Genomic DNA, 24,284 nt, shown 5'->3' with positions numbered 1-24,284 from the left:
CGACGAGTAGGTGGGGAGGGAGTGAAGCACCGTGACGCAGGGGGCCGGCCATCGTGACGGAGAGCTGCCGGACGACCTGACCACCGCCGAGGCAGGCATGTGGCAGGCCTTCCGCAACGGCAGTGTGTACGACCTGAGCAGCGGCGACGCGCTCGTCGACGACCCGCACGGCGGGCGTCCGTGGGGGCCGGAGCGCACGGTGCGGGCCCGCATCGTGTGCTGGCTGCTCCTCGACGGTCCGCCGGCGCTCGCGGGCCGGGTGTCCTCGCTGCAGCTGGTGGGCGTGCGGATCAGCGACACGATGGATCTGGCCGGCGGCACGGTGGTGCCGTACGTGGAGCTGCGGCGCTGCCGCTTCGACCGGGAGGTGCTGCTGCCGGAGACGCGGTTCACGACGGTGCGGCTGGTGGACTGCGCGGTGCCGCGCCTGGAGGCGGCCCGGCTGCACACCGAGGGCGACCTGCACCTGCCGCGCTCCCGCTTCCCGGGCGGCATCCGGCTCACGGACGCGCAGATAGGCACCGACCTGCTGCTCAACCAGGCGATCGTGCACCGGGACCGCAGCGGGCGCTCGATAGCGGCGGACGGCATGACGGTCGGGCAGGACCTCCAGGCCGAGATGCTGGAGTCGCACGGCGAGGTGAGTCTGCGCAGCGCCCAGGTCGGCGTGTCGCTGAGCCTGCGCGGCGCCCGGCTCCTCAACCCGTACACGCGGCACGCGCTGAACGCCCCGCAGCTGACGGTGGAGCGCACGCTGTACCTGACCCCGGCGGGCCTGGGCAGCCCGCTGCTGCGCGGCACCACGCCCGCGCAGGGCACCCGCATCCAGCGTTTCGAGTGCGAGGGCGGGGTACGGCTCGACGACGGGCGGTTCGGCGACGCGCTGGACCTGGAGCACGCGCGGTTCACCTTCACCGACGACCAGGAGCTGTCGCTGCGCCGGGTGCAGACGCCCGAGCTGCGCTTCCTGGGCGAGCGTCCGGCGCGCGGGCGGGTGGTGCTGTCGGGGGCGCGGGTGGTCAACCTGATGGACCGGGCGGACAGCTGGCCGGGCCCCGGGCGGCTGCACATGGGCGGCTTCGCCTACGAGAACCTGGTGCCGCGCGGGCCGTTCCCGCTGGCGAAGCGGTTGCGCTGGGTGGGCGCCGCGACCGCCGAGTACCACCCGGAGCCGTACGAGCGGCTCGCCGCCGTGCTGCGGGCCGGCGGCGAGGACGAGGACGCCCGCGAGGTGCTGCTCGCCAAGCACCGCAGGCGCCGCGAGAGCCTGCCCATCGCCGCGAAGCTGGTGGGCTACGCCCAGGACTGGACGGTCGCCTACGGCTACCGGCCGGGCCGGGCGGCGGTGTGGATGGCGGTGCTGTGGGCGGCCGGCTCGCTCGCCTTCGCCCGCGCGGAACCGCCCCCGCTGAAGAACGGCGAACACCCGGACTGGAACCCGGCGCTCTACGCCCTCGACCTCCTCCTCCCGGTGATCGACCTGGGCCAGGTGGGCTTCTGGCAGCTGCACGACGGCTGGCAGTGGCTGTCGACGGCCCTGGTCCTGCTGGGCTGGGTCCTGGCGACGACAGTGGCAGCGGGCGCGACCCGCCTGCTCCGCAGAAGCTGACCACCACCCGAGCACCCCGCCTCCCGCTCCCGAGCCCCACCAGGGCCGACCGCACCGGGCGACGCATACCGCGCGCGTGCGGTGCGGCCAGCGTCGGCGCGGGCGTGGAGGTCCGGGTGGCGCGGGCACGGGGGCCCGGTCGGGGGAAGGAGGGGGCGGGGGCGCACAACCATCCCGGAGTCTCGGCCGTCGTACTGGCCATGTTGCGCGCGTTTCTGCGGACCGCCGCTGCCCGGGCCCGTTCCCGGTCACCGCGGCCCGCCCCGGACGACGACGTGCTCCTCGACGCCCCCGACGACCGCCTCGCCCCCGCCCTCGTCGCGGCGGCCCGGGGCGAGCACGTCCCCGCGGCCGGTCTCCTCGCCGGTACCCGCGCGAACGCCGAATGGGACCACCGCGACCGCTACGCGACCCGGCTCGCCGCCTTCGCCCGCTCCCGTGCCGAGTGGCTCGACGCCTGGCGGGCCACGGCTCCGGACGACCCCGACGCCCTGCTGGTCGCGGCCCGGCTGACGGTTCACCGTCACTGGGACTCACCGGCCCGCACCGAACTCCTGCGCGAGGTGATCCCGGCGGTCGTCTCCGCCGCCGAGGCCGCCGGTCCCGTCGACCCGGTGCCGTGGCGGACCGCGCTGGACGCCGCACGGGGCGCCCGCGCCCCGCACGCCGAGTTCGAGCGGCTGTGGGAACAGGCGGTCCGCCGCTCCCCGCACCACTACGGCAGTCACGTCGCCGCCCTGGAGTACCTGGCCGACACCTCGCCCGGCGCCCACGGCGAGTGCCTGGACTTCGCGGAGACGGCCGCCCAGGACGCCCCCGAGGACGCGCTCGTACGGGCCCTGCCCCTGCGCGCGGCCTTCGCCTGCCTGACGGCGCCGGGCACGGGCCCGGGTGCCTCCGCGGAGGGCGCCACCGCCGCCACCGTACGCACGCACCGCCCCCGCCTCGACGCCGCCGCCGACCGTGCCACCGCCCTCTCGGCGGCCCACCCGGCGGCCGATCCGTGGGCGGCGGAGCTGCGGAACCTGCTCGTCTACGTCCTCGTACGCCTCGGACGCCACCGGGACGCCGCCGAGCAACTGCGGCTGACCGGCCCGTACGTCACGTCCTTCCCGTGGGACCGGGACACCGACGACCCCGACCCGCTGGGCCGCTTCCTCCAGGTGCGGGCGGACGTCCGCGCGCACCTGGAGACGGGCGCCCATTAGGCTTCTGCGACGTGACCACCGTCCGGCTCCCCCTCTTCCCCCTGAACTCCGTCCTGTTCCCGGGGCTGGTGCTTCCGCTCAACGTGTTCGAGGAGCGCTATCGCGCCATGATGCGCGAGTTGCTGAAAACCCCGGAGGACGAACCACGCCGGTTCGCCGTCGTGGCGATCCGCGACGGCCACGAGGTGGCCCGCAGCGCCCCCGGCCTGCCCGACCCGACGGCCACCGTGGAGCACGGGCCGACGGCCGGGTTCGGGGCCGACCCGCTCAAGGCGTTCCACAAGGTGGGCTGCATCGCGGACGCGGCGACGATCCGCGAGCGGGCCGACGGCACCTTCGAGGTGCTCGCCACCGGCACCACCCGGGTGCGGCTGGCCTCCGTGGACGCCTCGGGCCCGTTCCTGACCGCCGAGCTGGAGCCCCTGCCCGAGGAACCGGGCGACGAGGCGGGTGCGCTGGCCGAGGGCGTGCTGCGGTCCTTCCGGCAGTACCAGAAGCGGCTGGCGGGGGCCCGTGAGCGGTCGCTGGCGACCGGCTCCGACCTGCCGGACGAACCGGGCGTGGTCTCCTACCTGGTCGCCGCCGCGATGATGCTGGACACGCCGACCAAGCAGCGTCTGCTCCAGGCCCCGGACACCGCCTCACGGCTGCGGGACGAGCTGAAACTCCTTCGCTCCGAGACCTCCATCATCCGTACGCTGCCGTCGTTGCCGGCGCAGGACCTGACGCGCGGCCCGACGAGTCTCAACTGAGGTACTGGCTCCCATGGCGAAGAAGCCGAGCAAGGCGAACAAGAAGCAGCAGTCCGGCGGCACCCCCGCGACGGTGGCGCTCACGGCGGCCGGAGTGGCGTACACGGTCCACGCCTACGAGCACGACCCGGCCCACCCGTCCTACGGCGAGGAGGCGGCCGAGGCGATGGGGGTCTCCCCGGAGCGGGTGTTCAAGACGCTGGTGGCGGACGTCGACGGGACGCTGACGGTCGCGGTGGTGCCGGTGGCGGGCCAGCTGGACCTCAAGGCGCTGGCGGCCGCGGCCGGCGGCAAGCGCGCGGCGATGGCCGACCCGGCCCTGGCCGAGCGCACCACGGGCTATGTGCGGGGTGGCATCTCCCCGCTGGGCCAGCGCAAGCGCCTCGCGACCGTCCTGGACGCCTCGGCCTCGGCCCATCCCACGATCTGCGTCTCGGCAGGCCGCCGCGGCCTGGAGGTCGAACTCTCCCCCACCGACCTGGCCGACCTCACCCACGCGACCCTGGCCCCGATCGCACGCCCCTGACCCCGCCCGGCCTCCCGCCCGAGCGAAGCCGAGAGTGGGGGGCACTCCGCGACGCCGGGCCGCGCACCCATCCCCGGCGAGCCGGACGCAGCCCTACTTGCCCCCGCCCCCGTACGGCCCCGCCGCATACTGCCCGGGCCCCGGCCAGGGATCGGGCTCCGGGTCCCGGGGGCCGAACAGCCCCGTCAACCCCAGATGCACCACGAGCGCCGCGAAGGACCACGCCAGCAGCGCCCCCTTCGCCCCCAGCTTCAGCGGCGCGGAGAACGTGACCCCCTTGCCCACGTCCTTCGCGTGCGCGATCACGTCCTGGGCCGGCCCGAGCCACACCCCGAGCCGCCACGCCAGCAGCGAACCGAGCAGCCCGCCGACGCCGAGCGCCGCCACCAGCGGCACTCCCCCGCGTCGCCGCAGCAGGAAGACCACCACCGCGCTGACCGCCCCGAACGCCAGCGCGAGCAGCGTGAACGTTCCGTCGACGCCGATCGCCTGCTCGCCCTCGGAGTCCTTGAGGTAGACGACCCAGCTGTCGCCGACCACGTCGCCCACCAGCGGCACGCTCGGCGCCAGCTTCCACCACAGCACGCCCAGCAGCGCACCGAAGAGCGCGACCGCCACCACGGTCACGGCGGCCTGCCGCACTTCCTTCAACATCCCGGGGCCGTCCTGTTCGCCATGAGGATCACCGTGGGGGTCGTACGGGCCGCCGGGCGCGGCACCCACCGCGTCGGCGCCCACCGCGTGCGCGCCGACGGGCGGTGGCACCGGCCCGCCCTGGTACGACGGACGTTCGTTCGGCGGCGGTGGCGGAGTCAAGGGTGCGGTCACCGTGCCATCGTGCCAAACCCGCCTGTGCGGCGCGTCACCGGACGGCGGCCCGGCGGTACGCCCAGGTGGCCACGGCCAGCGAGATCACCCCGACCGCGGCGCACACCGCGAGGTCGCCGAGGACGAAGCCCCAGTCGGGCCGTTCGCCGAAGGTGCGGGCGAAGGCCTCCACACCGTACGTGGAGGGCAGCAGGTCCCGTGCGAGGCGCACCACCTGCGGCATCCGTTCGGGCGGCAGCACGCCGAGCAGCAGGGCCGCCGACATCCCGAGCTGGCCCAGCAGCGTGGCGAACTCCGGCCGGGGCGCGAGCAGGCCCAGCGCTGCGCCCAGTCCGGCGAGCGCGGCACCCGCCAGCGGGATCACGGCGACCAGCACCCACAGGTGGGTCATCGGCAGTCCGAAGAGCAGGCATCCGAAGACCGCCGTGACCACGGTCCCGGGCACGGTGAAGGACGCGTACGCGCCCGCCGCGCCCAGCACCACGGCGGCGGGCGGCACCGGCAGCGTCGCGTAGTGGTCGAGGCCGCCGCTGGAGCGCAGCTGGCCGAAGTACTGGGCGAGGAGGTTCAGCGCGACGAAGGCCACGACGAGCACCGCCGATCCGGCGACCACGGCGCGCGCCTCGCCCCCGCCGTCCACGACGCCCCGCATCAGGATCATGATGCCGATCGACTGGAAGGTCGCCACGAACAGCAGCGGGATGCGCGCGACCCGCGCCCGGGAGAGCTGCGCCCGGTACACGGCCACCAGGGAGGGCCACAGCCGCGCCCTGGGCCCCAGCTCGGCCGGGCCGGCCGGGTGCCGCCCCTCGGCTGCCGGGGCAGCGCCCTGCAGGGCATCGGCGGGTACGACACTCACGTCGCGCTGCTCCCCTTCGCTCGGGTCGTTCTCGGGATCGTTCCCGGGGTCGTTCGAAACGGTCACCCGCACGGGTGCGCTCGCCCCGACGGGTACGGATGCTGCGGCCGGTGTGCTCACCGCTCGCGTGCTCACGCCCTCACCAGCCCCTGCCGCGCGGCGCCGCCCAGCGCCAGGTACACGTCCTCCAGGCTGGGCGTGGCCAGGGTGAAGTCGTCCAGGGCGGCGAAGGCGGCGCCGCCGGTGACGGTGGCGACGACCGCGCGGGCCTCCTCGGGGGCGAGCCGGAGCGTCCAGCGGCGCCCCGACTCGACGACGCGGTCGCGCAGGGCGGCGACCTCCGGGACGCCCAGCGGCGCGCTCTCGCGCCACACCAGGTCGACGCGGACCTCTCCGGCGACCTTCTCCTTGAGCCCGGACGGCGTGTCGCAGGCGATCACGCGGCCCCGGTCGAGGACGGCGACCCGGTCGAGGACGGTCTCGGCCTCGATGACGTTGTGGGTGACGAGCAGCACGGTGGTGCCGTGCTCGGCGCGCCGCCGGTCGACGGCCGACCACACCGCGCGCCGGGCCACCGGGTCCATGCCGGTGGTCGGCTCGTCCAGCACGAGCAGCGGGCGCTCCCCCACCAGGGCGGCGGCGAAACAGGCCAGGCGGCGCTGGCCGCCGGAGAGCTTCTTGATCGGGCGGCCGGCCAGCCCGGTCAGACCCAGCTCCTCGAGCACGGCGTCCCGCTCGGCGCGGGCCCGGCGCACCTCGAGGCCGCGGAGCCGTCCGGTGGTCTCGGCGGCGAGCGACACGGTCAGCTCGTCCAGGGCGCTGGACTCCTGGCCCAGGTAGGCGAGGATCCGCGCGGCCCGCTCCGGGTGGCGCACGATGTCGTGCCCGAGGATCTCCACGCTGCCGCCGTCGGGCCGCATCAGGCCGGTGAGCTGGCGTACGAGGGTGGACTTGCCGGCGCCGTTGGGTCCGAGCAGTCCGAAGATCTCACCGCGGCGGATGTCCAGGGTGACGTCGTCGGTGGCCCGTACCTCGGGGGCGGCCGGGGTGCCGCGCCTGCCGCGCACGGCCGGGTAGGTCTTGGTCAGTTCGCGCACCACGCACACGGCATCGCCACCGGGTCGAGGTGCCTGTGCCGCGCGCGTACTCACAAGGGACGAGAGTACGGGGTCGGTCCCTCCGGTCCGTCCCCGGGTCCGCCCATAAGTGTCGATTCAGCCGGGTGCGGCGGAGGTCTGCCGGGGGTCGTGCCGGGGCAGTGCCGGGATGGGCCGGGAGCGCCTCACTCCGCCGCGGGCGTGCGTTCGGTCGCCGTCCGCACGTCGACCTCGCGCCAGAAGCCGGCCCGGATCGCGTACCGGTCGTGTTCGTCGATCTGGTCGTCCTTGTGCGCGAGCAGCCCGAAGCGGGCCGCGTAGCGCAGCAGCTCGCCGTCGACGCGGTGCGGGATGCGCGGGTACATCCCGGAGAGTTTCTGCAGGTGGGCGTGGTCGCCGAGGCGTTCCAGCCAGCGACGGGCGAAGACCTGCCCGACCTCGTACGGGTCGCCGCCGACCGTGGTGATGTCCTCCTCGCGGTCGGCCCAGCGCTGCTCGGCCGTGGTGAGCTGGGCCAGCGTCGGCAGCGAGGCGGCCTCGGACGGCTCGGCGGCGGGCCGGTCGACCCAGCCCTTGTCGGAGGACCAGCGCAGGGTGGCGTTGGCCGGCTGCGGGGCGGGGTGGGCGCCGGGGGCGCGCAGGGCGGCCAGGTCCTTGGGCGTGGGAACGCCCTTGGCGGGCGCCGCCCGCTCGTCGGTGCCGCTCGGCGCGGCGGCCGCCGCGGTGGGGTGCTCGGGCGCCTCGGCGGGCCGCCGGCCCGCGGCGGAGAGGGCGGACTCGGGCAGCGGCGCGGAGAGGATGGCGGCGATCTCGGGGCGGGGCACGGGCGGCGGCGCGCAGATGCCGCCGACCTCCTTGGCACGTACGGCCCTGGTGATCCACGTACGGTCGAGGACGCGGCGTTCGTCGGCCTCGGCGACCAGGTCCTCGGACTGGTTGTAGTCGCCGTCGGCGGCCTGGACGGCCCACAGGTGGACGGCGACTCCGTGCTCCTTGGCGGCCATCATGCCGGGCAGCAGGTCGCCGTCGCCGGTGACCAGGACGACGTCGGAGCAGGCGCGGTTGCGGGCCAGTTCGGTCAGTTCGGCGTGCATGGCGGCGTCCACGCCCTTCTGCGCCCAGCGTCCGTCACTGCGCGTGAGGGCGCCCAGCCGAACGGTGACCCGGGGCATCACCCGCAGGCGTCGGTGCTCGGGCTGCGGGACGCGGTCGGGGGCGCCGTCGAACCAGTAGATGCGCAGCAGGGGCTGCTGCGTGTCGGACTCGGCGCGGTCGCGCAACCCCTGGATGAGGGCGGCGTGATCGACGGTGATGCGCGAGCGCGAGGGCTCTCCTGCCAGGAGACTCGCGGCGGCCCCCAGCAGATACCCGGCGTCCACCAGGACGATGCAGCGGTCCACGCGATCCACCCTCTTTCCGGGAGGTTTGCTTCGGGCTTCCTTCGAGTCTGCCCGACCGCGGGGAGGTTAACGGCCCGAACTCGATCTTCGGCGTGGCGTTTCGGGGTCCCGCACCCCGACGGGCCGCGTCACGGACGGTAATTGCCCGATATGCGTTCTTTGTTGGGCTGTGTGAATCTGGTTCCGGCCCTGGCCCCTAGATCCCCCTCAGGAGGTAGATCACCATGGCCAAGAACAAGAACAACCGTGATCGTAAGCAGCCCCGGTCCGAGCGCTCCCCGCAGACGGCCGAGGCGGCCGTGCTGGACCGCGAGGAGCAGCACTCCCCGCAGCTGACGACGCCCGGCGACGCGGCCGCGCGCAAGCGGAACAAGCGCTTCGGCCACAACTGACATCCACGACGAGGGGCGCACCCGGCAACCGGGGGCGCCCCTCGCTCGTTTCTCCGCTCAGCCCGCCAGACAGGACGGCCCGAGCAGCACCTTCAGGTCGCCGAACAGCGCCGGATCGGGCTTCACCCGGTGCCGGTCCAGGCGCAGCACCGTCGTCTTCGTGGGCCCCTGGAGCTTGATCCGCACCTCGCTGTCGCCCCGGTGGTGGGTGAGGATCTCACCGAGCCTGCTGACCATCGGCGGGGTGACGCGGGTGGCCGGGATGGTGAGCACGACGGGCGCGTTGGCACCGGCGTTGGACAGGTCGGGGATCATCAGCTCCATCGCGACCAGCCTGGGGATGTCCTCCCGCTTGTCGAGGCGTCCCTTGACGAACACCACGGCGTCCTCGACGAGTTGCGTGGACACCAGCTGGTAGGTGGCCGGGAAGAACATGCACTCCAGGGAGCCGGCGAGGTCCTCGACGGTGGCGATGGCCCAGGCGTTGCCCTGCTTGGTCATCTTGCGCTGGAGGCCGGAGATGATGCCGCCGATGGTGACGACCGCGCCGTCGCCGAAGTCACCGCCGGTGAGCTGGGAGATGCCCGCGTCGGCCTTGTCGGACAGCACGTGCTCCAGGCCGAAGAGCGGGTGGTCGGAGACGTAGAGGCCGAGCATCTCCCGCTCCTGGGCGAGGAGATAGGTCTTGTCCCACTCGTCCTCGCCGAAGACCACGTCGAGTCCGAAGCCCGGCTCGTCGTTCTGCTCGTCGCCCATGCCGCCGAAGAGGTCGAACTGGCCCTCGGCCTCCTTGCGCTTGACCGCGACCACGTTGTCGATCATCGGTTCGTACTGCGCGGTGAGGCCCTTGCGGGTGTGGCCCATCTCGTCGAAGGCGCCGGCCTTGATGAGCGACTCCGTCGTGCGCTTGTTGCAGACGACCGCCTCGACCTTGTCCAGGTAGTCGGGGAAGGACGCGTACTTCCCCTTGGCCTTGCGGCACCTGATGATCGACTCGACGACGTTGGTGCCGACGTTGCGCACGGCGGAGAGGCCGAAGAGGATCACGTCGTCGCCCTGCGCGGCGAAGTTCGACATGGACTCGTTGACGTTGGGCGGCAGCACCTTGATGCCCATGCGCCGGCACTCGTTGAGGTAGACGGCCGACTTGTCCTTGTCGTCCTTGACCGAGGTGAGCAGGGCGGCCATGTACTCGGCCGGGTAGTTGGCCTTCAGGTAGCCGGTCCAGTAGGAGACCAGGCCGTACGCGGCCGAGTGGGCCTTGTTGAAGGCGTAGCCGGCGAAGGGGACCAGGACGTCCCACAGGGCCTGGATGGCTTCGTCGCTGTAGCCGTTCTTCCGGGCTCCGGCCTGGAAGAGGACGAAGTTCTTCGCCAGTTCGTCGGGCTTCTTCTTGCCCATCACGCGGCGCAGGATGTCGGCCTCGCCGAGCGAGTAGCCCGCGATGATCTGGGCGGCCTTCTGCACCTGCTCCTGGTAGACGATCAGGCCGTAGGTGACCGCGAGGACCTCCTGGAGGGGTTCCTCCAGCTCCTTGTGGATCGGCGTGATCTCCTGGAGGCCGTTCTTGCGCAGCGCGTAGTTGGTGTGCGAGTCCATGCCCATCGGGCCGGGGCGGTACAGGGCCGACACGGCGGAGATGTCTTCGAAGTTGTCCGGCTTCATGAGCCGCAGCAGGGAGCGCATCGGGCCGCCGTCGAACTGGAAGACGCCGAGCGTGTCGCCGCGCTGCAGCAGTTCGAAGGTCTTGGGGTCGTCCAGCGGCAGCGACAGCAGGTCGAGGTCGATGCCCTTGTTGGACTTCACCATCTTGACGGCGTCGTCCATGATCGTGAGATTGCGCAGGCCGAGGAAGTCCATCTTCAGCAGGCCGAGCGACTCGCACTGCGGGTAGTCCCACTGCGTGATGGTGACGCCGTCGGTGTGCCGCACCCAGATCGGGGCGTGGTCGACGATGGGCTCGCTGGACATGATCACGCCGGCGGCGTGCACGCCCATCTGCCTCACCAGGCCCTCGACGCCCTTCGCGGTGTCGATGACCTTCTTCACGTCCGGCTCGTTCTCGTACATCGAGCGGATCTCGCCGGCCTCGCTGTAGCGCGGGTGCGTCGGGTCGGTGATGCCGTTGAGGTCGATGCCCTTGCCGAGGACGTCGGCGGGCATGGCCTTGGTGAGCCGGTCGCCCATCGCGTACGGGTAGCCCAGCACGCGCGCGGAGTCCTTGATGGCGTTCTTCGCCTTGATCTTGCCGTACGTGCCGATCATGGCGACCTTGTCGGCGCCGTACTTCTCGGTCACGTACCTGATCACCTCGACGCGCCTGCGCTCGTCGAAGTCGATGTCGACGTCGGGCATGGAGACGCGCTCGGGGTTGAGGAACCGCTCGAAGATCAGGCCGTGCGGGATGGGGTCGAGGTCGGTGATGCCCATCGCGTACGCCACGATCGAACCGGCCGCGGAGCCTCGGCCGGGGCCGACCGCGATGCCCTGCTTCTTGGCCCACATGATGAAGTCGGCGACCACGAGGAAGTAGCCCGGGAACCCCATCTGGATGATGACGTCCATCTCGTACTCGGCCTGCTTCTGGCGGTCCTCGGGGACGCCGCCCGGGAAGCGGCGCTCCATGCCGCGGCGGACCTCCTCCTGGAACCAGGTGACCTCGGTGAAGCCGTCGGGGATGTCGAACTTCGGCATCAGGTCGCGCTTCTCGAACATGCCGGTCGTGTCGATCATCTCGGCGACCAGGCGGGTGTTGGCGCAGCCCTCCTGCCAGGCGTCGGAGGAGTCGACGGCGTACATCTCGTCCGTGGACTTCAGGTAGTAGCCGGTGCCGTCGAAGCGGAAGCGGTCCGGGTCGGAGAGGTTCTTGCCGGTCTGGATGCACAGCAGGGCGTCGTGGGCGGTCGCCTCGTGCGCGTAGGTGTAGTGCGAGTCGTTGGTGACCAGCGGGGGGATGCCGAGCTTCCGGCCGATCTCGAGCAGGCCGTCGCGGACCCGGTGCTCGATCTCGATGCCGTGGTCCATCAGCTCCAGGAAGTAGCGGTCCTTGCCGAAGATGTCCTGGTAGTCGGCGGCCGCCTTCAGCGCCTCGTCGAAGTGTCCGAGGCGCAGCCGGGTCTGGACCTCGCCGGAGGGGCAGCCGGTGGAGGCGACGATGCCCTCGGACCACTGGCTGATGGTCTCCTTGTCCATCCGGGGCCACTTCTGCAGCCAGCCCTCGGCGTACGCGTCGGAGGAGAGCCGGAAGAGGTTGTGCAGCCCCGTCTTGTTGGTCGCCCACATCGTCTTGTGGGTGTAACCGCCCGAACCCGAGACGTCGTCCCGCTTCTGGTGCGGCTGGCCCCACTGGATCTTGCGCTTGTTGCGCCGGGACTCGGGGGCGACGTAGGCCTCGATCCCGATGATCGGGGTGACCCCGGCCTTCTGCGCGGAGTGGAAGAAGTCGTACGCCCCGTGCAGGTTGCCGTGGTCGGACATGGCGATGTGCGTCATGCCCATCTCATTGCACGCGTTGAACATGTCCTTGAGCCGCGCGGCACCGTCCAGCAGCGAGTACTGGGTGTGGACGTGCAGGTGCGTGAACGGCGGCTTGGACACGTTCGGCCTCCTCAGGGAACTACGGGCGACGGACGGGCGACGGGCAGCGGTCGGTCCGGGGGGTCAGCGTCGAAGTCTATGCCTCGGGACTGACACTCCGGGGGTCCCCACGCGTACCTTCGGGGACGGGCACTCCCGCACCCGTTCGAACGTTGGCCCGAGTGGAGATCCGCTCCACTCGTCAGGCACCACCCGCACCAGGAGGCACCAGGCATGTCGGTCCCGCAGCTCAACGAGGAGAGGCGCGGCGAGGAGATCCTCGCCGTCTTCGACACCGCCTTCGGCCGGCTGCTGGCCGCGGATCCCGCGGCGTTCCGCGTGAAGTTCCGGAAGATGGCGGCCTCGGCCTTCGCGTTCTACCGCGGCACCGCCGGCCTCTTTTACCGCGATTTGACCGAGGATCCGGAGTTCGGTGACCAGCCCGGCGGCGCCTACCTGGACGAGCGGACCTCCCGGGTGTGGATCCACGGCGACCTGCACGCGGAGAACTTCGGCACCTACATGGACTCCACGGGCCGGCTGATCTTCAACGTCAACGACTTCGACGAGGCCTACGTCGGCCCCTTCACCTGGGACCTCAAGCGCTTCGCCGCCTCCGTCGCCCTGATCGGCTACGCGAAGGCCCTCAGCGACGAGCAGATCTCCGAGCTGGTGCGGGTGTACGCGGTCGCGTACCGCGAGCGGATCCACGCCCTGGCCACCGGCGCCAAGAGCGACGAGGTGCCGCCCTTCACGCTGGACACCGCGGAGGGGCCGCTGCTGGGCGCGCTGCGGATGGCCCGCTCGCTGACCCGCTTCGGGCTGCTGGACTCGATGACCGAGATCCGGGACTTCGAGCGCCGCTTCGCCCCCGGCGGCGGCTCCATCGAGCTGGACGCCGCCACGCGCTACAAGGTGCTCGCGGCCTTCGACGGCTACCTGGAGACGCTCCCCGAGTCCTCCCTGGCCCGCCCGGACTCCTACCGCGTGAAGGACGTCGTCGGCCGCCGGGGCATCGGCATCGGCTCGGCCGGCCTGCCCTCGTACAACATCCTGCTGGAGGGCAACAGCGACGCCCTGGAGAACGACGTCGTGATCTACATCAAGCAGGCCCAGACCCCGGCCGTCTCCCAGCACATCACCGACCAGGCCATCCGGGACTACTTCCAGCACGAGGGCCACCGCACGGTGATCTCCCAGCGCGCCCTCCAGGCGCACGCCGACCCGTGGCTGGGCTGGACCGAGCTGGACGGCGCAGGGCAGCTGGTCGCGGAGGTCTCGCCGTACGCCGTCGACCTGGACTGGGGCGACATCGACGACCCGGAGGAGATCGCCGAGGTCGTCGCGGACCTGGGCCGGGCGACCGCGACCATGCACGCGGCGGCCGACGACCAGTCCGGGGAGTCCCTGGTGCCGTTCTCCACGGAGCGGGCCATCGACGCGGCGATCGCGGCCGACGAGGAGGGCTTCGCGCCCCTGCTGATCGACTTCGCGCACCGGTACGGCGCACGCGCGCGTGCCGACCACCAGACCTTCGTCGACCTGTTCCGCAACGGCCGCATCCCGGGTCTGTGACCGTCGGGATTCTCACAGGAACCCTTTAGGGGTCCCTTACCGGACCCCGTGACACACTCTTCTACTGCTATGGACATATCCGGAACCCCGCTCAGAGCCGTACGCGCGGCGCTGTTCACGGCCCTCGCCGTGACCCTCAGCACCGCGTCGCACGTGCTGCTGTCCGGGGTTCCGCTGCCGCTGCCCACGGTGGCCGCCGTCGCGGCCGCCGTGTTCCTGATCGCCTATGCCCTGGCCGGGCGGCGCGAGCGCGGCTTCGGGCGGATCGCCGCCCTGCTGATCCCGCTGGAGCTGGCCGCCGACACCGTCTTCACCACCGGCCAGCACGTCTGTTACGGCCGGGCGGGCGGCCCCGTCGCGGGCCCGCTGCGCTCGGTCGGCTTCGACGTGCTGTGCGGCGACGGGACCGGCATCCACGCCGGGGTGACGGCCCCGCTGACCCGGGTCACCGGGGCCGAGACCGACCGGATGGCATCGGTGCTGGCCCAGGCCGACCCCGGCACCGCCTGGCTGCTGCTGGGCGCGCACGTCGGCGTCGGGCTGCTCGCGGCGGCCTGGCTGCGGCGCGGCGAGCGGGCCCTGGCCCAGCTGCTCGGCGCGGTGGCCGCGACCACCTTCCGGCCGCTGCTGCTCGCCGTCGCGGCCGTGAGCGCACGCCGGGCCCCGGCGGCGCGCCGCCCGGTGCCCCCGGTCCGCCGCACGGCCGGCGCCCGTGAGCGGATCCTCACGCACTCCCTGGGACGTCGCGGACCGCCGCGCCCGGTGACCGCCCTCGTGTGACCCGGCACCCGAGCCGCAGCAGTCGCACGAGCACCCACCGAGCACGGCAGTCCCCCCATACGTACTTCCGCACACCCCCGTGTGCGCGTCCCCGGAGAGATCATCATCATGAGCAAGCGGAACAGCCAGGCGGCGAAGACGGCGGCCCGTGAGCGCCTGCGCCAGGAGCGCGAGCGCCAGGCCAAGCGCGACAAGGTCAAGCGGCAGGTCGTCGTGGCCGCCTCCATCGTCGGTGTGCTGGCGGCGGCCGGCGGCATCAGCTACGCCGTCGTGCAGGGCAACAAGCCCTCCGGCTGGGAGAAGGCCGCCGAGGCGAAGGTGGTGGCGCCGGCCAACACCTCCGGCAAGGACGGCACCACGATCGTCATGGGCGAGTCCAAGTCCGACAACGTCGTCCACCTCTACGAGGACCCGCGCTGCCCGGGTTGCGCGGCGATGGAGCAGAGCATCGGCGAGAGCGTCAACAAGGGCATGGAGGACGGCGACTACAAGCTGTCCTTCACCATCGGCACCTTCCTCGACGGCAACCTGGGCGGCGAGGGCTCGAAGAACGCGCTGAGCGCGCTCGGTGCGGCGCTGAACGTCAGCCCGGAGGCTTTCGTCGACTACAAGACGGCGCTCTACTCCACGAAGTACCACCCCGAGGAGTCGACCGACGAGTTCGCCAAGGACGACTACCTGATCAAGGTGGCGAACTCGGTCGACGCCCTGAAGAACAACAAGAAGTTCCAGGACGCCGTGGAGAAGGGCACCTACGACGCCTGGGCGATGCGGATGAGCAAGTCCTTCGACGAGTCCGACGGCGTCCAGTCGACCCCGACCATCAAGATCAACGACAAGGTGGTCGAGACCCCGAGCACGCCCGACGCGTGGCAGAAGGCGCTCAAGGACGCGGGCGTCACCAAGTGACCCGGTGATTCCTTGATTCCGTGAGTCCGTGAGTCCGTCGATTCCGGTGATCGCCGGCTGACGAGTGGGCGAACTTTCGCGAGTTCGCCCACTCGCGCGCGTACCGATCAGTAACCTGATCGGCCGTGACCAGTCGACACAGAGCCTCCGAAGACAACGAGACATCCGCGAACTCCCGGACCCCGAGCCGCCGTACGGTCGTCAAGGCCGCGGCGGCCGGCGCCGTTCTGGCCGCCCCGCTCGCCGCGGCCCTTCCCGCCGGCGCCGCCGACGCGGCCCCCGCCTTCCTGCACGGCGTCGCCTCCGGCGATCCCCTGCCCGACGGGATCCTGCTGTGGACCCGGGTGACCCCGGTGCCCGAGGCCATACCCGGGTCCGGTACCGGCCCGGACACCGACGTGAGCTGGGTCGTCGCGACGGACAAGGCCCTCACGAACGTCGTCGCCAAGGGCACCGTCACCGCGACGGCCGCCTCCGACCACACCGTCAAGGCGGACGTCCGCGGCCTCGCGCCCGCCACGGACTACTGGTTCCGCTTCTCCGCGGGCCCCACCGACTCCCCCGTCGCCCGCACCCGCACCGCCCCCGCGCACGACGCGGCCGTCACCGGTCTGCGCTTCGGCGTGGTCTCCTGCGCCAACTGGGAGGCCGGATACTTCTCCCCGTACCGCCATCTCGCGGCCCGCGGCGATCTGGACGCCTGGCTGCACCTGGGCGACTACATCTACGAGTACGGCACCGGCGAGTACGCCAACCGTGACACCGTCGTGCGCCCGCACGCCCCGGCCCACGAGATCCTCACCCTCGCCGACTACCGGATCCGGCACGGCCGTTACAAGACCGACCCCGACCTCCAGGCCCTGCACGCCACCGCGCCGGTGGTGGCCATCTGGGACGACCACGAGATCGCCAACGACACCTGGTCGGGCGGCGCCGAGAACCACACGGAGGGCGCCGAGGGGACCTGGGCGGCGCGGCAGAGTGCCGCCAAGCGGGCCTACTTCGAGTGGATGCCGGTGCGCCCGGCGATCGCCGGCACCACCTACCGGCGGCTGCGGTTCGGCAAGCTCGTCGACCTCTCGCTGCTCGACCTGCGCACCTTCCGCTCGCAGCAGGTGGCGCTCGGCAACGGCGAGGTCGACGACCCGGACCGCACCCTCACCGGCCGCGCCCAGCTCGACTGGCTCAAGTCCGGTCTCGCCTCCTCCGACGCCACCTGGCGGCTGGTCGGCAACCCGGTGATGATCTCGCCGTTCGCGGTCGGTTCGCTCCCGGCCTCGCTGCTCGGACCGCTCGCCGAGCTGCTCGGGCTGCCGAAGGAGGGCATCGCCCTCAACACCGACCAGTGGGACGGCTACACCGACGACCGCCGCGAGCTGCTGGCCCACCTGCGCGCGCACGCGGTCCGCAACACCGTGTTCCTGACCGGCGACATCCACATGGCCTGGGCCAACGACGTGCCGTACAACGCCGGGACCTATCCGCTGTCCGCGTCGGCGGCCACGGAGTTCGTCGTCACGTCGGTGACCTCGGACAACCTCGACGACATCGTGAAGGTCCACGAGGGCACCGTCTCGGCGATCGCGGCGCCGGTGATCCGGGCCGCGAACCGGCACGTGCACTGGGTCGACACCGACCGGCACGGCTACGGCGTGCTGGACGTCACCGCGGACCGGGCGCAGATGGACTACTACGTCGTCTCCGACCGCGCCGACGCGGACGCCACCTCCGCCTGGGCCCGCTCCTACCGCACCCGCAGCGGCACGCAGCGGGTCGAGCGCGTCTACGCCCCGGTCTGAGCCTCCTGGAGGGTCTCGAGGAAGCCGAGCGCCACCCGCCAGGTGGCCTCGGCCGCCTCCGCGTCGTAGTCGTCCAGCTCCGGGTCGGTGTACAGGTGACCGGCGCCGGGATATCGGTGCACCTCGACATCGGCGCCGATCCGGCCCATCTGCAGATACCAGGCGCTGAGCCAGTCGTCGGTCTCGAAGGGGTCCGGCTCGGCAACGTGCAGCTGGACCGGCAGCTCGTCGACCGAGGCGTTGGGCGCGAGGTCCGAGGTGCCGTGCAGGAGGAGCAGCCCGCGCGCCCGGTGGTCGCCGAGGGCGAGGGTCTGGGCGATGGAGGCGCCGAGCGAGAACCCGGCGTACACCAGCCCGCGCTCCGAGTAGGGAGCGGCGGCCAGCACCGCCCGCTTCAGCAGCTCCTCCCGGCCGATCCCGTCCTGGTGGGCCATGCCCTCCTCGACCGTGTCGAAGGTACGGCCCTCGAAGAGGTCCGGGGTCCACACCTGGTGCCCGGCGTCGCGCAGCCGGTCGGCGGCCTGCCGCACCGCGGGCCTCGGGCCGAGGGTCGAGTGAAAGAGCACGATGTTCATGAGGCCATGGTGCCAGCCGGGTGCGACGACGCGGCGCGCGGCGATGCCCCCCGGCGGGAGATAAGTCACAGGTTCACAGGCCCGCGCGGCCGGTTACGTTCGAGGGATGGAGACGATACTCCGCCCGCTGATCGTGGTCGGCGGCTCGGTTCTGCTGACCCTGGTCATCGGCTGGGCCACCGACCTGTTGCTGCGCAAGGCCGACGGACGCCACCCCGAGACACCGCTGTGGGGGCTGCTGCGCCGTGCCCGCGTGCCGTACCAGATCGTGCTCTGCTCGGCGCTGCTGAGAGGGTCGTACGTCGAGGCCGAGGTGTTCCCCGAGCACGGGACCGCGGTCGGCCGGACGCTGACGCTGGCGCTGATCGGTTCGGCGGCCTGGCTGGTGGTCCGGATCGCCGCGGCGGTCGTCGAGACGTCCTACTCCCGGTACGCGCACGCCCACGCCGAGCGGGACCCGGCCCGGGTGCGGCGCGTGCGGACCCAGGTGTCGCTGATCATGCGGGTGGTGACGGCGATCGTCGGCGTGGTCGCCGTGGCGTCGATGCTGCTGACGTTCCCGGCGATGCGCGCGGCCGGTGCCTCGCTGCTGGCCTCGGCCGGGATCATCGGCATCGTCGCCGGTGTGGCGGCCCAGTCCACGCTGGGCAACCTGTTCGCCGGGTTCCAGATCGCCTTCGGCGACATGGTGCGCATGGGCGACACGGTCGTGGTGGACGGGGAGTGGGGCACCGTCGAGGAGATCACGCTGACCTACCTGACGGTGCGCACCTGGGACGAGCGCCGGATCACGATGCCGGTGTCGTACTTCACCTCGAAGCCGTTCGAGAACTGGTCGCGCGGCACCCCGCAGATGACCGGGACCGTCTACTGGCACCTCGACCACACGGCGCCGCTGGAGGCGATGCGGGAGCGGCTGCGCGACCTGCTGCGCCAGTGCCCGGCCTGGGACGGGCGCAGCTACAACCTGACGGTCACGGACACCACCCCGAACACCATGGAGGTGCGGGCCCTGGTGACGGCGAAGGACGCGGACGACATCTGGACGGTACGGGTCACGGTCCGCGAGGGGATGATCCGCTGGCTGGCCGACGAGCACCCGTACGCGCTGCCGCGGATCAACACGGCTCAGGCGGCGCCGCGCCCGCTGCACGAGGACCTTCCGCACGCCCGCCGCTCCCCCGACGCGGACGCGGACTCCCACCGCTCCCCTGACGCGGGCCACCACCGCCCCTCGGACGCGGGGTCCCGCCACTTCACGCAGCGGCCGACGAAGAGCCGGAGCCGGTGACCCGCGCGGGCCCGCGCACGCGGGTCAGCGCAGGCTGCGCACGTCGAGGTGGCGCAGGACCCGGTCGACGATCTCCGGGTCGGCGCCGGGCTCGCTGCGGGCGGCCAGCACCTCGTGCCGGGCGGCGCTCAGCATCTCGCCCTGGATGCGCCGGACCCGCTTGATCCGCCGCGCCCGCTGCTCCTGCGCCTCCCGGCGCTCCTCGTCCCCGAGGTCCGGGCTGATGCGTATGCCGATGTCGAAGGCGCGCCGCAGCATCTGCTCGGACAGCTCCTCCGGCAGTTCCTCGACCGCTTCGATCTCCTTGAGCCGCTGCTTGGCCGCCTTGGCCGCCCGCAGGGCCAGGCCCCGCTCGAACTCCTGCTCCCGCTCGGTGTCCGCCCGCACCCCGAGCCGGCCCACCAGCCAGGGCAGCGTCAGGCCCTGCAGCAGCAGCGTGCCCATGATCACGCCGAACGCGACGAAGACGATCTCCTCCCGGTGCGGGAAGGGCGCCCCGTCGTCGGTCTCCAGCGGGATCGCCAGGGCGAGCGCGACGGAGGCCACGCCCCGCATCCCCGCCCACCACATGACCACCGTCTCCCGCCAGCTGGTCGGGATGTCCTCGTCCTGGTCGCGCCGGGCGTGCAGCCGCTGGGTCAGCCAGGTTGCCGGCAGCAGCCACAGCAGCCGGACCAGGACGACGACGACCAGGATCGCCGCCGCCCAGCCGAGCAGCTGGGTCCAGCGGCCGGAGGCGGTACGGACGGCGTTGTGCAGTTCGAGCCCGATCAGCCCGAAGGCCACCCCGGTGACCAGGGTGTCGACCACGTCCCAGACGGTGTGGCCGCCGAGCCGGGTCATCACGTCGTCGGCGTCCGAGGCGTACTCGGCGAGGAACATGGCGGTGGTGAGTACGGCGAGGACGCCCGAGCCGTGCAGTTCGTCGGCGGCGACGTAGCTCACGAACGGCACCAGCAGCGTCAGCCCGATCTGGAGGGTCGGGTCGCCCAGCACGCTCATGAGCTTGTTGGAGCCCCAGCCCAGGGCGAGCCCGACCGCGACGGCGACGACGGCGGACAGCACCAGGTCGAGCCCGGCCTCCCACGGCGAGAAGGAACCGCCGACCGCCGCGGCGATGGCCACGTGGTACAGGACGATGGCCGTCACGTCGTTGAAGAGCCCCTCGCCCTCCAGGATGGACACCAGGCGGCGCGGCAGCCCCAGTTGCCCGGCGACGGCGGTCGCGGCGACCGGGTCGGGCGGCGCCACCAGCGCGCCCAGCGCGAAGGCGGCGGCGAGCGGCAGACCCGGCACGATCGTGTGGGCCACGGAGGCCACACAGACCATCGTGACGAAGACCAGGGCGACGGCCAGCAGGAAGATCGGGCGCTTGTTGGCCGCGAACTGCCGCCAGGACGTGCGCCGCACGGCGGCGTACAGCAGCGGGGGCAGCAGCCCGGGCAGGATCAGTTCGGGCGGGATGTCGACGTTGGGCACGAAGTCGAGCAGGGCCAGGACGATCCCGAGGACGGTCATCAGCACCGGCGCCGGCAGTCCGAGCCGGGCACCGATCGGGACGCTCAGCAGGGCCCCGAGCAACAGCATGAACAACAGGGCCAGCTGATCCACGGTCACCGCTCCGGTGGGGTCTAGGGGCTGTGGTCTGGGTGTTCACCCGGCGGCCCCAAGCCTGCCACGCCACCGGCCCCACCGGCCGGTCCGGCGCCCTGGCTACAGCGAGCGGCGCATCGCGCGGTGGGGGATCCCGGCGTCGGGGAACTCGGGCCCGTACGCCTGGTACCCCAACCGTTCGTAGAATCCCAGAGCGTGGGTCTGCGCGTGCAGGTCCACGGCGGTGAGGCCGCGCGCGCGTGCGGCGTCCTCCACGGCCCGCACCAGCGCGGCCCCGACGCCGAGCCCGCGGGCCGCCGCGGTCACCGCGAGCCGGCCCAGGGAGCCGACGGCCGGGTCGCCGTCGCCGTTCTTCGCGGCGGCCGCCGCGCCGTGCAGCAGGCGGCCGGTGCCGAGCAGGACGCCGTCCGCGCGGACGGCCAGGACGTGCACCGCGTCGGCGTCGTGGGCGTCGTACTCGATGTCCTCGGGGACCTTCTGCTCGGCGACGAAGACGTCCTTGCGCACCGCGAAGCAGGCGTCCCGGTCGGCGGGGTCCTCGGCGACGCGTATCTCGTAGGCCGGGGCCGGGCTCGGGGTGCTCATCCGTAGGTCTCCTCGCGGACCTGGTCGAGGGCCTGCTGGAGGTCCTCGGGGTAGTCGCTGGCGTACTCGACCCAGTCGCCGGTGCCGGGGTGCTCGAAGCCGAGGCGGACGGCGTGCAGCCACTGGCGGGTCAGCCGCAGCCGCTTGGCGAGGGTGGGGTCCGCGCCGTAGGTCAGGTCGCCGACGCAGGGGTGGCGGTGGGCGGCCATGTGGACGCGGATCTGGTGGGTGCGGCCGGTCTCCAGCTTCACGTCGAGCAGGGAGGCGGCGCGGAAGGCCTCGATGAGGTCGTAGTGGGTGACGGAGGGCTTGCCCTCGGCGGTGACGGCCCACTTGTAGTCGTGCTGGGGGTGGCGGCCGATGGGGGCGTCGATGGTGCCGCTGGTCGGGTCGGGGTGGCCCTGCACCAGCGTGTGGTAGCGCTTGTCGACCGTGCGCTCCTTGAACTGGCGCTTGAGCGAGGTGTAGGCGCGCTCGGACTTGGCCACCGCCATCAGCCCGGAGGTGCCGACGTCGAGGCGGTGCACGATGCCCTGGCGCTCGGCGGCGCCGGAGGTGGAGATGCGGAACCCGGCGGCGGCCAGTCCGCCGATGACGGTCGGGCCGTTCCAGCCCGGGGAGGGGTGGGCGGCGACGCCGACCGGCTTGACGATCACGACGACGTCCTCGTCGTCGTGCACGATCTCCATGCCCTCGACGGGCTCGGCGACCACCTGCACCGGCGCGGGCGCCTGCGGCATCTCGACCTCGAGCCAGGCGCCGCCGTGGACCCGCTCGGACTTGCCGACCACCGATCCGTCGACCTGCACCTTCCCCGCCGCCGCCAGCTCGGCGGCCTTGGTGCGGGAGAAGCCGAACATGCGGGAGATGGCGGCGTCGACGCGCTCGCCCTCCAGGCCGTCGGGCACGGGCAGGGTACGGATCTCGGGAATCGTGCTCACCCGTCGAGTATGCCGGACGGCCCGGGCCCGCCCGAACGCGCGCTCAGTCCCTGTGGACGATCGGGCCCCTGTGGACAACCGGGCCCCCCGTGCGGGTCAGTCCTTGTGGACGGTCCCGTCCGGGTCCAGGCCCCGGAAGGAGAGGATCACGATCAGGATGCCGCCGCAGACGATCGCCGAGTCGGCGAGGTTGAACACGGCGAAGTGCTTGGGCGCGATGAAGTCCACGACCGCGCCCTCGAAGACGCCGGGCGCGCGGAAGATCCGGTCGGTGAGGTTGCCCAGGGCACCGCCGAGCAGCAGGCCGAGCGCGATCGCCCAGGGCAGGCTGCGCAGCTTGCGCGCGAGGCGGGCGATCACGACGATCACGGCCGCCGCGATCACCGTGAAGATGACCGTGAAGGCCTCGCCGAAGCCGAAGGCCGCGCCCGCGTTGCGGATCGCCGCGAGCCGCAGCCAGTCCCCGATGATCTCGATCGGCTCGTGGTGCTCCAGCTTCGCGACCACGATCATCTTGCTGACCAGGTCGAGCAGGTACGCGAACACCGCGACCGCGAACAGCACGGCGACCCGACGCTTGCCCCGAGGGCGCTCCGGAGCCGGCTCCGGCGTCTGCTCCTGCTCGGCGTCGGGCCGCTCCTGCCCGTCCCCCGCCGCTTCCGGGGTGTCCGGAGTACCGATGATGCGCTCCGCCTCTGCCACGTGAGTCCCTCAGCCTAGGTCCTTGACTGAGGACGAGGGTACGGCACGCCACCCGTCCCGGCTGCTGGCCAGTACCGGCTCAGTACCGCCGTTCCTGCTTCTGCTTGCACTCGACGCACAGGGTGGCCCGCGGGAAGGCCTGCATCCGCGCCTTGCCGATCGGGTTGCCGCAGTTCTCGCACAGGCCGTAGGTGCCCGCGTCCAGGCGTTCCAGGGCGCGCTCGGTCTGGGTGAGCACCTCGCGCGCGGTGGCGGCCAGCGCCAGCTCGTGCTCGCGCGTGATGTTCTTGCTGCCGGTGTCGGCCTCGTCGTCGCCCGCGCCGTCGCCGGAGTCCCGCATCATGCCCTGCAGCGACCGCTCGGAGGAGTCGATCTCGGTGCGCAGCCGGTCGGCCTCGGACTGCAGCTCGCCCCGCGCCTCCTCGACCTCTTCCGGGGTCCAGGGTTCCTCGCCGGGGCGTACCGCGAGTTCGCCGGGGTCCGCGGCGGTGCCGCGGGCCTTGGGGACAGCGGTCTTGGCCGCCGTGGCCGTGCCAGGAGTCTTCTTCGCAACCACCGTCGTGGCTCCCGTCTGCTCCGCGGCCTCGGCCGCGCCCACTTTCTTGGCCGTGCTCTTCTTCGCCGTGCTCTTCTTCGCCGTGCTGGCGCTCGCCGCGGTCTTCTTCGCCGCGGCCTTCTTCGCCGGGCTCTTCCTCGCCGCCGCCTTCTTCGCCGCCTTCTTCTCCGGGTCCTGCTCCGCGGCACTCTCCTCGGCGGCGCCCTGCTTCGCGGCCGTCGTCTTCTTCTTCGCCACCATGGCCGCGGCCCCTTCACATATTGTGATCTTGCGCGCGAATCGTGCTGGGACGATAAATCGACTCCGGTCCCGCGGCAACGGGGCACGCCGCCCGACTCGCCCGCCCACCGTGCGCCGCGCGGCGAGCATGCATGCGTTGTGCCCAGCTCCCCGCCCGGTAATCCGCCGGAACGTCCCCCGGCCGGTCCGTCCGGGGGACGGACCTCGGACGGCGGCATTCGGGTCACGCCAAAACCGGTCGGCCGCTGTCCGCGCGGCGCCGTACACTGGGCGCAGCGAAAAGCGTGGATGGGGACGAGTAGCGGCGTCAGCAGCCCAGAGCGACCCGGGGACGGTGTGAGCCCGGGGGCGAGCGCGACGTGAAGATCACCCCGGAGCCGCCGGAAGAAAGCCGTGGCAGGACAGCCGCGGCGAGTAGAACCGGCTCGCGACCCCAATGAGGGGGCTCACCGGAGCACACGACGCACCGG

21 protein-coding genes are annotated in these 24,284 nt (G+C 72.4%); 10 read left to right on the top strand and 11 right to left on the bottom strand.

What is annotated here, in order from left to right; genetic code table 11:
• Positions 1–31 precede the first annotated feature (31 nt).
• From D1J63_RS27380 to ybaK, 4 genes are all read left to right on the top strand, one after another.
• Positions 32–1,609 carry an oxidoreductase gene (locus D1J63_RS27380; RefSeq protein ID WP_102932562.1) on the top strand — a complete coding sequence of 526 codons (1,578 nt, stop codon included), beginning with the start codon at positions 32–34 and terminating at the stop codon, positions 1,607–1,609.
• 200 nt (positions 1,610–1,809) lie between these two features.
• Positions 1,810–2,817 (top strand): hypothetical protein, encoded by a 1,008-nt coding sequence (locus D1J63_RS27375; protein WP_125632500.1) that lies wholly within the window; start codon positions 1,810–1,812, stop codon positions 2,815–2,817.
• A gap of 11 nt (positions 2,818–2,828) precedes the next feature.
• The gene (locus D1J63_RS27370; RefSeq protein WP_125632498.1) at positions 2,829–3,569 is read left to right on the top strand and encodes an LON peptidase substrate-binding domain-containing protein; all 741 of its coding nucleotides are present in this window, start codon (positions 2,829–2,831) and stop codon (positions 3,567–3,569) included.
• A gap of 13 nt (positions 3,570–3,582) precedes the next feature.
• On the top strand, positions 3,583–4,095 hold the full coding sequence (gene ybaK, locus D1J63_RS27365) for a Cys-tRNA(Pro) deacylase (RefSeq protein ID WP_125632496.1): 513 nt from the start codon (positions 3,583–3,585) through the stop codon (positions 4,093–4,095).
• Between the two features lie 93 nt (positions 4,096–4,188).
• Here the strand turns inward: ybaK and D1J63_RS27360 are convergent, their stop codons facing one another.
• The 4 genes from D1J63_RS27360 to D1J63_RS27345 form a co-directional block, all read right to left on the bottom strand.
• The gene (locus tag D1J63_RS27360; protein ID WP_125632494.1) at positions 4,189–4,923 is read right to left on the bottom strand and encodes an AAA family ATPase; all 735 of its coding nucleotides are present in this window, start codon (positions 4,921–4,923) and stop codon (positions 4,189–4,191) included.
• Positions 4,924–4,957: 34 nt separating this feature from the next.
• Positions 4,958–5,782: an ABC transporter permease gene (locus tag D1J63_RS27355; RefSeq protein ID WP_125632492.1), complete on the bottom strand. Its 825-nt coding sequence runs from the start codon at positions 5,780–5,782 to the stop codon at positions 4,958–4,960.
• A 131-nt stretch (positions 5,783–5,913) separates the two neighbouring features.
• Entirely contained in the window at positions 5,914–6,888 is a 975-nt protein-coding gene (locus tag D1J63_RS27350; RefSeq protein WP_125635853.1) for an ABC transporter ATP-binding protein, read from the bottom strand.
• Between the two features lie 176 nt (positions 6,889–7,064).
• Entirely contained in the window at positions 7,065–8,279 is a 1,215-nt protein-coding gene (locus tag D1J63_RS27345; protein WP_125632490.1) for an NYN domain-containing protein, read from the bottom strand.
• Between the two features lie 224 nt (positions 8,280–8,503).
• Here D1J63_RS27345 and D1J63_RS27340 point away from each other — a divergent pair, with 224 nt between their 5' ends.
• The gene (locus tag D1J63_RS27340; RefSeq protein WP_102928440.1) at positions 8,504–8,671 is read left to right on the top strand and encodes a hypothetical protein; all 168 of its coding nucleotides are present in this window, start codon (positions 8,504–8,506) and stop codon (positions 8,669–8,671) included.
• Between the two features lie 57 nt (positions 8,672–8,728).
• On the opposite strand, the gene dnaE is transcribed toward D1J63_RS27340, so the two are convergent.
• The gene (gene dnaE / locus D1J63_RS27335; protein WP_102928439.1) at positions 8,729–12,268 is read right to left on the bottom strand and encodes a DNA polymerase III subunit alpha; all 3,540 of its coding nucleotides are present in this window, start codon (positions 12,266–12,268) and stop codon (positions 8,729–8,731) included.
• 213 nt (positions 12,269–12,481) lie between these two features.
• Between dnaE and D1J63_RS27330 the strand changes: the two genes are divergently transcribed.
• The 4 genes from D1J63_RS27330 to D1J63_RS27315 all read left to right on the top strand — a co-directional run bounded on the left by D1J63_RS27330 (position 12,482) and on the right by D1J63_RS27315 (position 17,310).
• Positions 12,482–13,822 (top strand): DUF2252 domain-containing protein, encoded by a 1,341-nt coding sequence (locus D1J63_RS27330; protein ID WP_125632488.1) that lies wholly within the window; start codon positions 12,482–12,484, stop codon positions 13,820–13,822.
• 69 nt (positions 13,823–13,891) lie between these two features.
• Positions 13,892–14,602, top strand: coding sequence for a hypothetical protein (locus tag D1J63_RS27325; protein ID WP_125632486.1), 711 nt, complete (start codon positions 13,892–13,894; stop codon positions 14,600–14,602).
• A 108-nt stretch (positions 14,603–14,710) separates the two neighbouring features.
• Positions 14,711–15,511: a DsbA family protein gene (locus D1J63_RS27320; RefSeq protein WP_125632484.1), complete on the top strand. Its 801-nt coding sequence runs from the start codon at positions 14,711–14,713 to the stop codon at positions 15,509–15,511.
• A gap of 125 nt (positions 15,512–15,636) precedes the next feature.
• Positions 15,637–17,310: an alkaline phosphatase D family protein gene (locus D1J63_RS27315; RefSeq protein WP_125632482.1), complete on the top strand. Its 1,674-nt coding sequence runs from the start codon at positions 15,637–15,639 to the stop codon at positions 17,308–17,310.
• Here the strand turns inward: D1J63_RS27315 and D1J63_RS27310 are convergent.
• Complete coding sequence (locus D1J63_RS27310) at positions 17,295–17,885, bottom strand: dienelactone hydrolase family protein (protein ID WP_102932677.1); 591 nt, start codon at positions 17,883–17,885, stop codon at positions 17,295–17,297. The genes D1J63_RS27315 and D1J63_RS27310 overlap by 16 nt on opposite strands.
• Positions 17,886–17,991: 106 nt before the next feature.
• Here D1J63_RS27310 and D1J63_RS27305 point away from each other — a divergent pair, with 106 nt between their 5' ends.
• Positions 17,992–19,176, top strand: coding sequence for a mechanosensitive ion channel domain-containing protein (locus tag D1J63_RS27305; protein WP_125632480.1), 1,185 nt, complete (start codon positions 17,992–17,994; stop codon positions 19,174–19,176).
• A 24-nt stretch (positions 19,177–19,200) separates the two neighbouring features.
• Here the strand turns inward: D1J63_RS27305 and D1J63_RS27300 are convergent, their stop codons facing one another.
• From D1J63_RS27300 to D1J63_RS27280, 5 genes are all read right to left on the bottom strand, one after another.
• Complete coding sequence (locus tag D1J63_RS27300; protein ID WP_125632478.1) at positions 19,201–20,787, bottom strand: Na+/H+ antiporter; 1,587 nt, start codon at positions 20,785–20,787, stop codon at positions 19,201–19,203.
• A gap of 102 nt (positions 20,788–20,889) precedes the next feature.
• Positions 20,890–21,375, bottom strand: a complete 486-nt coding sequence (locus D1J63_RS27295; protein ID WP_125632476.1) for a GNAT family N-acetyltransferase — start codon at positions 21,373–21,375, stop codon at positions 20,890–20,892.
• A complete protein-coding gene (locus tag D1J63_RS27290) occupies positions 21,372–22,316 on the bottom strand; it encodes an RluA family pseudouridine synthase (RefSeq protein WP_102930918.1) in 945 nt (314 codons plus the stop codon). The genes D1J63_RS27295 and D1J63_RS27290 overlap by 4 nt, the downstream gene beginning before the upstream one ends.
• Before the next feature lie 96 nt (positions 22,317–22,412).
• A complete protein-coding gene (gene lspA / locus D1J63_RS27285; RefSeq protein WP_102930919.1) occupies positions 22,413–23,018 on the bottom strand; it encodes a signal peptidase II in 606 nt (201 codons plus the stop codon).
• Between the two features lie 79 nt (positions 23,019–23,097).
• Complete coding sequence (locus tag D1J63_RS27280; protein ID WP_125632474.1) at positions 23,098–23,814, bottom strand: TraR/DksA family transcriptional regulator; 717 nt, start codon at positions 23,812–23,814, stop codon at positions 23,098–23,100.
• Positions 23,815–24,284 lie beyond the last annotated feature (470 nt).

The organism is Streptomyces sp. KPB2 (genome assembly GCF_003950055.1).
Lineage (GTDB): Bacteria > Actinomycetota > Actinomycetes > Streptomycetales > Streptomycetaceae > Streptomyces > Streptomyces salinarius.
The sequence above is the reverse complement of the archived record's forward strand: the minus strand, read 5'-3'. Positions and strand labels throughout refer to the sequence as shown.

Bases quoted from the DNA above. Each gene is read 5' to 3' on its own strand.
- D1J63_RS27375 (WP_125632500.1), top strand. From the start codon at position 1,810: ATGTTGCGCGCGTTTCTGCGGACCGCCGCTGCCCGGGCCCGTTCCCGG.
- ybaK (WP_125632496.1), top strand. From the start codon at position 3,583: ATGGCGAAGAAGCCGAGCAAGGCGAACAAGAAGCAGCAGTCCGGCGGC.
- D1J63_RS27340 (WP_102928440.1), top strand. From the start codon at position 8,504: ATGGCCAAGAACAAGAACAACCGTGATCGTAAGCAGCCCCGGTCCGAG.
- D1J63_RS27330 (WP_125632488.1), top strand. From the start codon at position 12,482: ATGTCGGTCCCGCAGCTCAACGAGGAGAGGCGCGGCGAGGAGATCCTC.
- D1J63_RS27325 (WP_125632486.1), top strand. From the start codon at position 13,892: ATGGACATATCCGGAACCCCGCTCAGAGCCGTACGCGCGGCGCTGTTC.
- D1J63_RS27320 (WP_125632484.1), top strand. From the start codon at position 14,711: ATGAGCAAGCGGAACAGCCAGGCGGCGAAGACGGCGGCCCGTGAGCGC.
- D1J63_RS27310 (WP_102932677.1), bottom strand. From the start codon at position 17,885: ATGAACATCGTGCTCTTTCACTCGACCCTCGGCCCGAGGCCCGCGGTG.
- D1J63_RS27305 (WP_125632480.1), top strand. From the start codon at position 17,992: ATGGAGACGATACTCCGCCCGCTGATCGTGGTCGGCGGCTCGGTTCTG.
- D1J63_RS27295 (WP_125632476.1), bottom strand. From the start codon at position 21,375: ATGAGCACCCCGAGCCCGGCCCCGGCCTACGAGATACGCGTCGCCGAG.
- D1J63_RS27280 (WP_125632474.1), bottom strand. From the start codon at position 23,814: ATGGTGGCGAAGAAGAAGACGACGGCCGCGAAGCAGGGCGCCGCCGAG.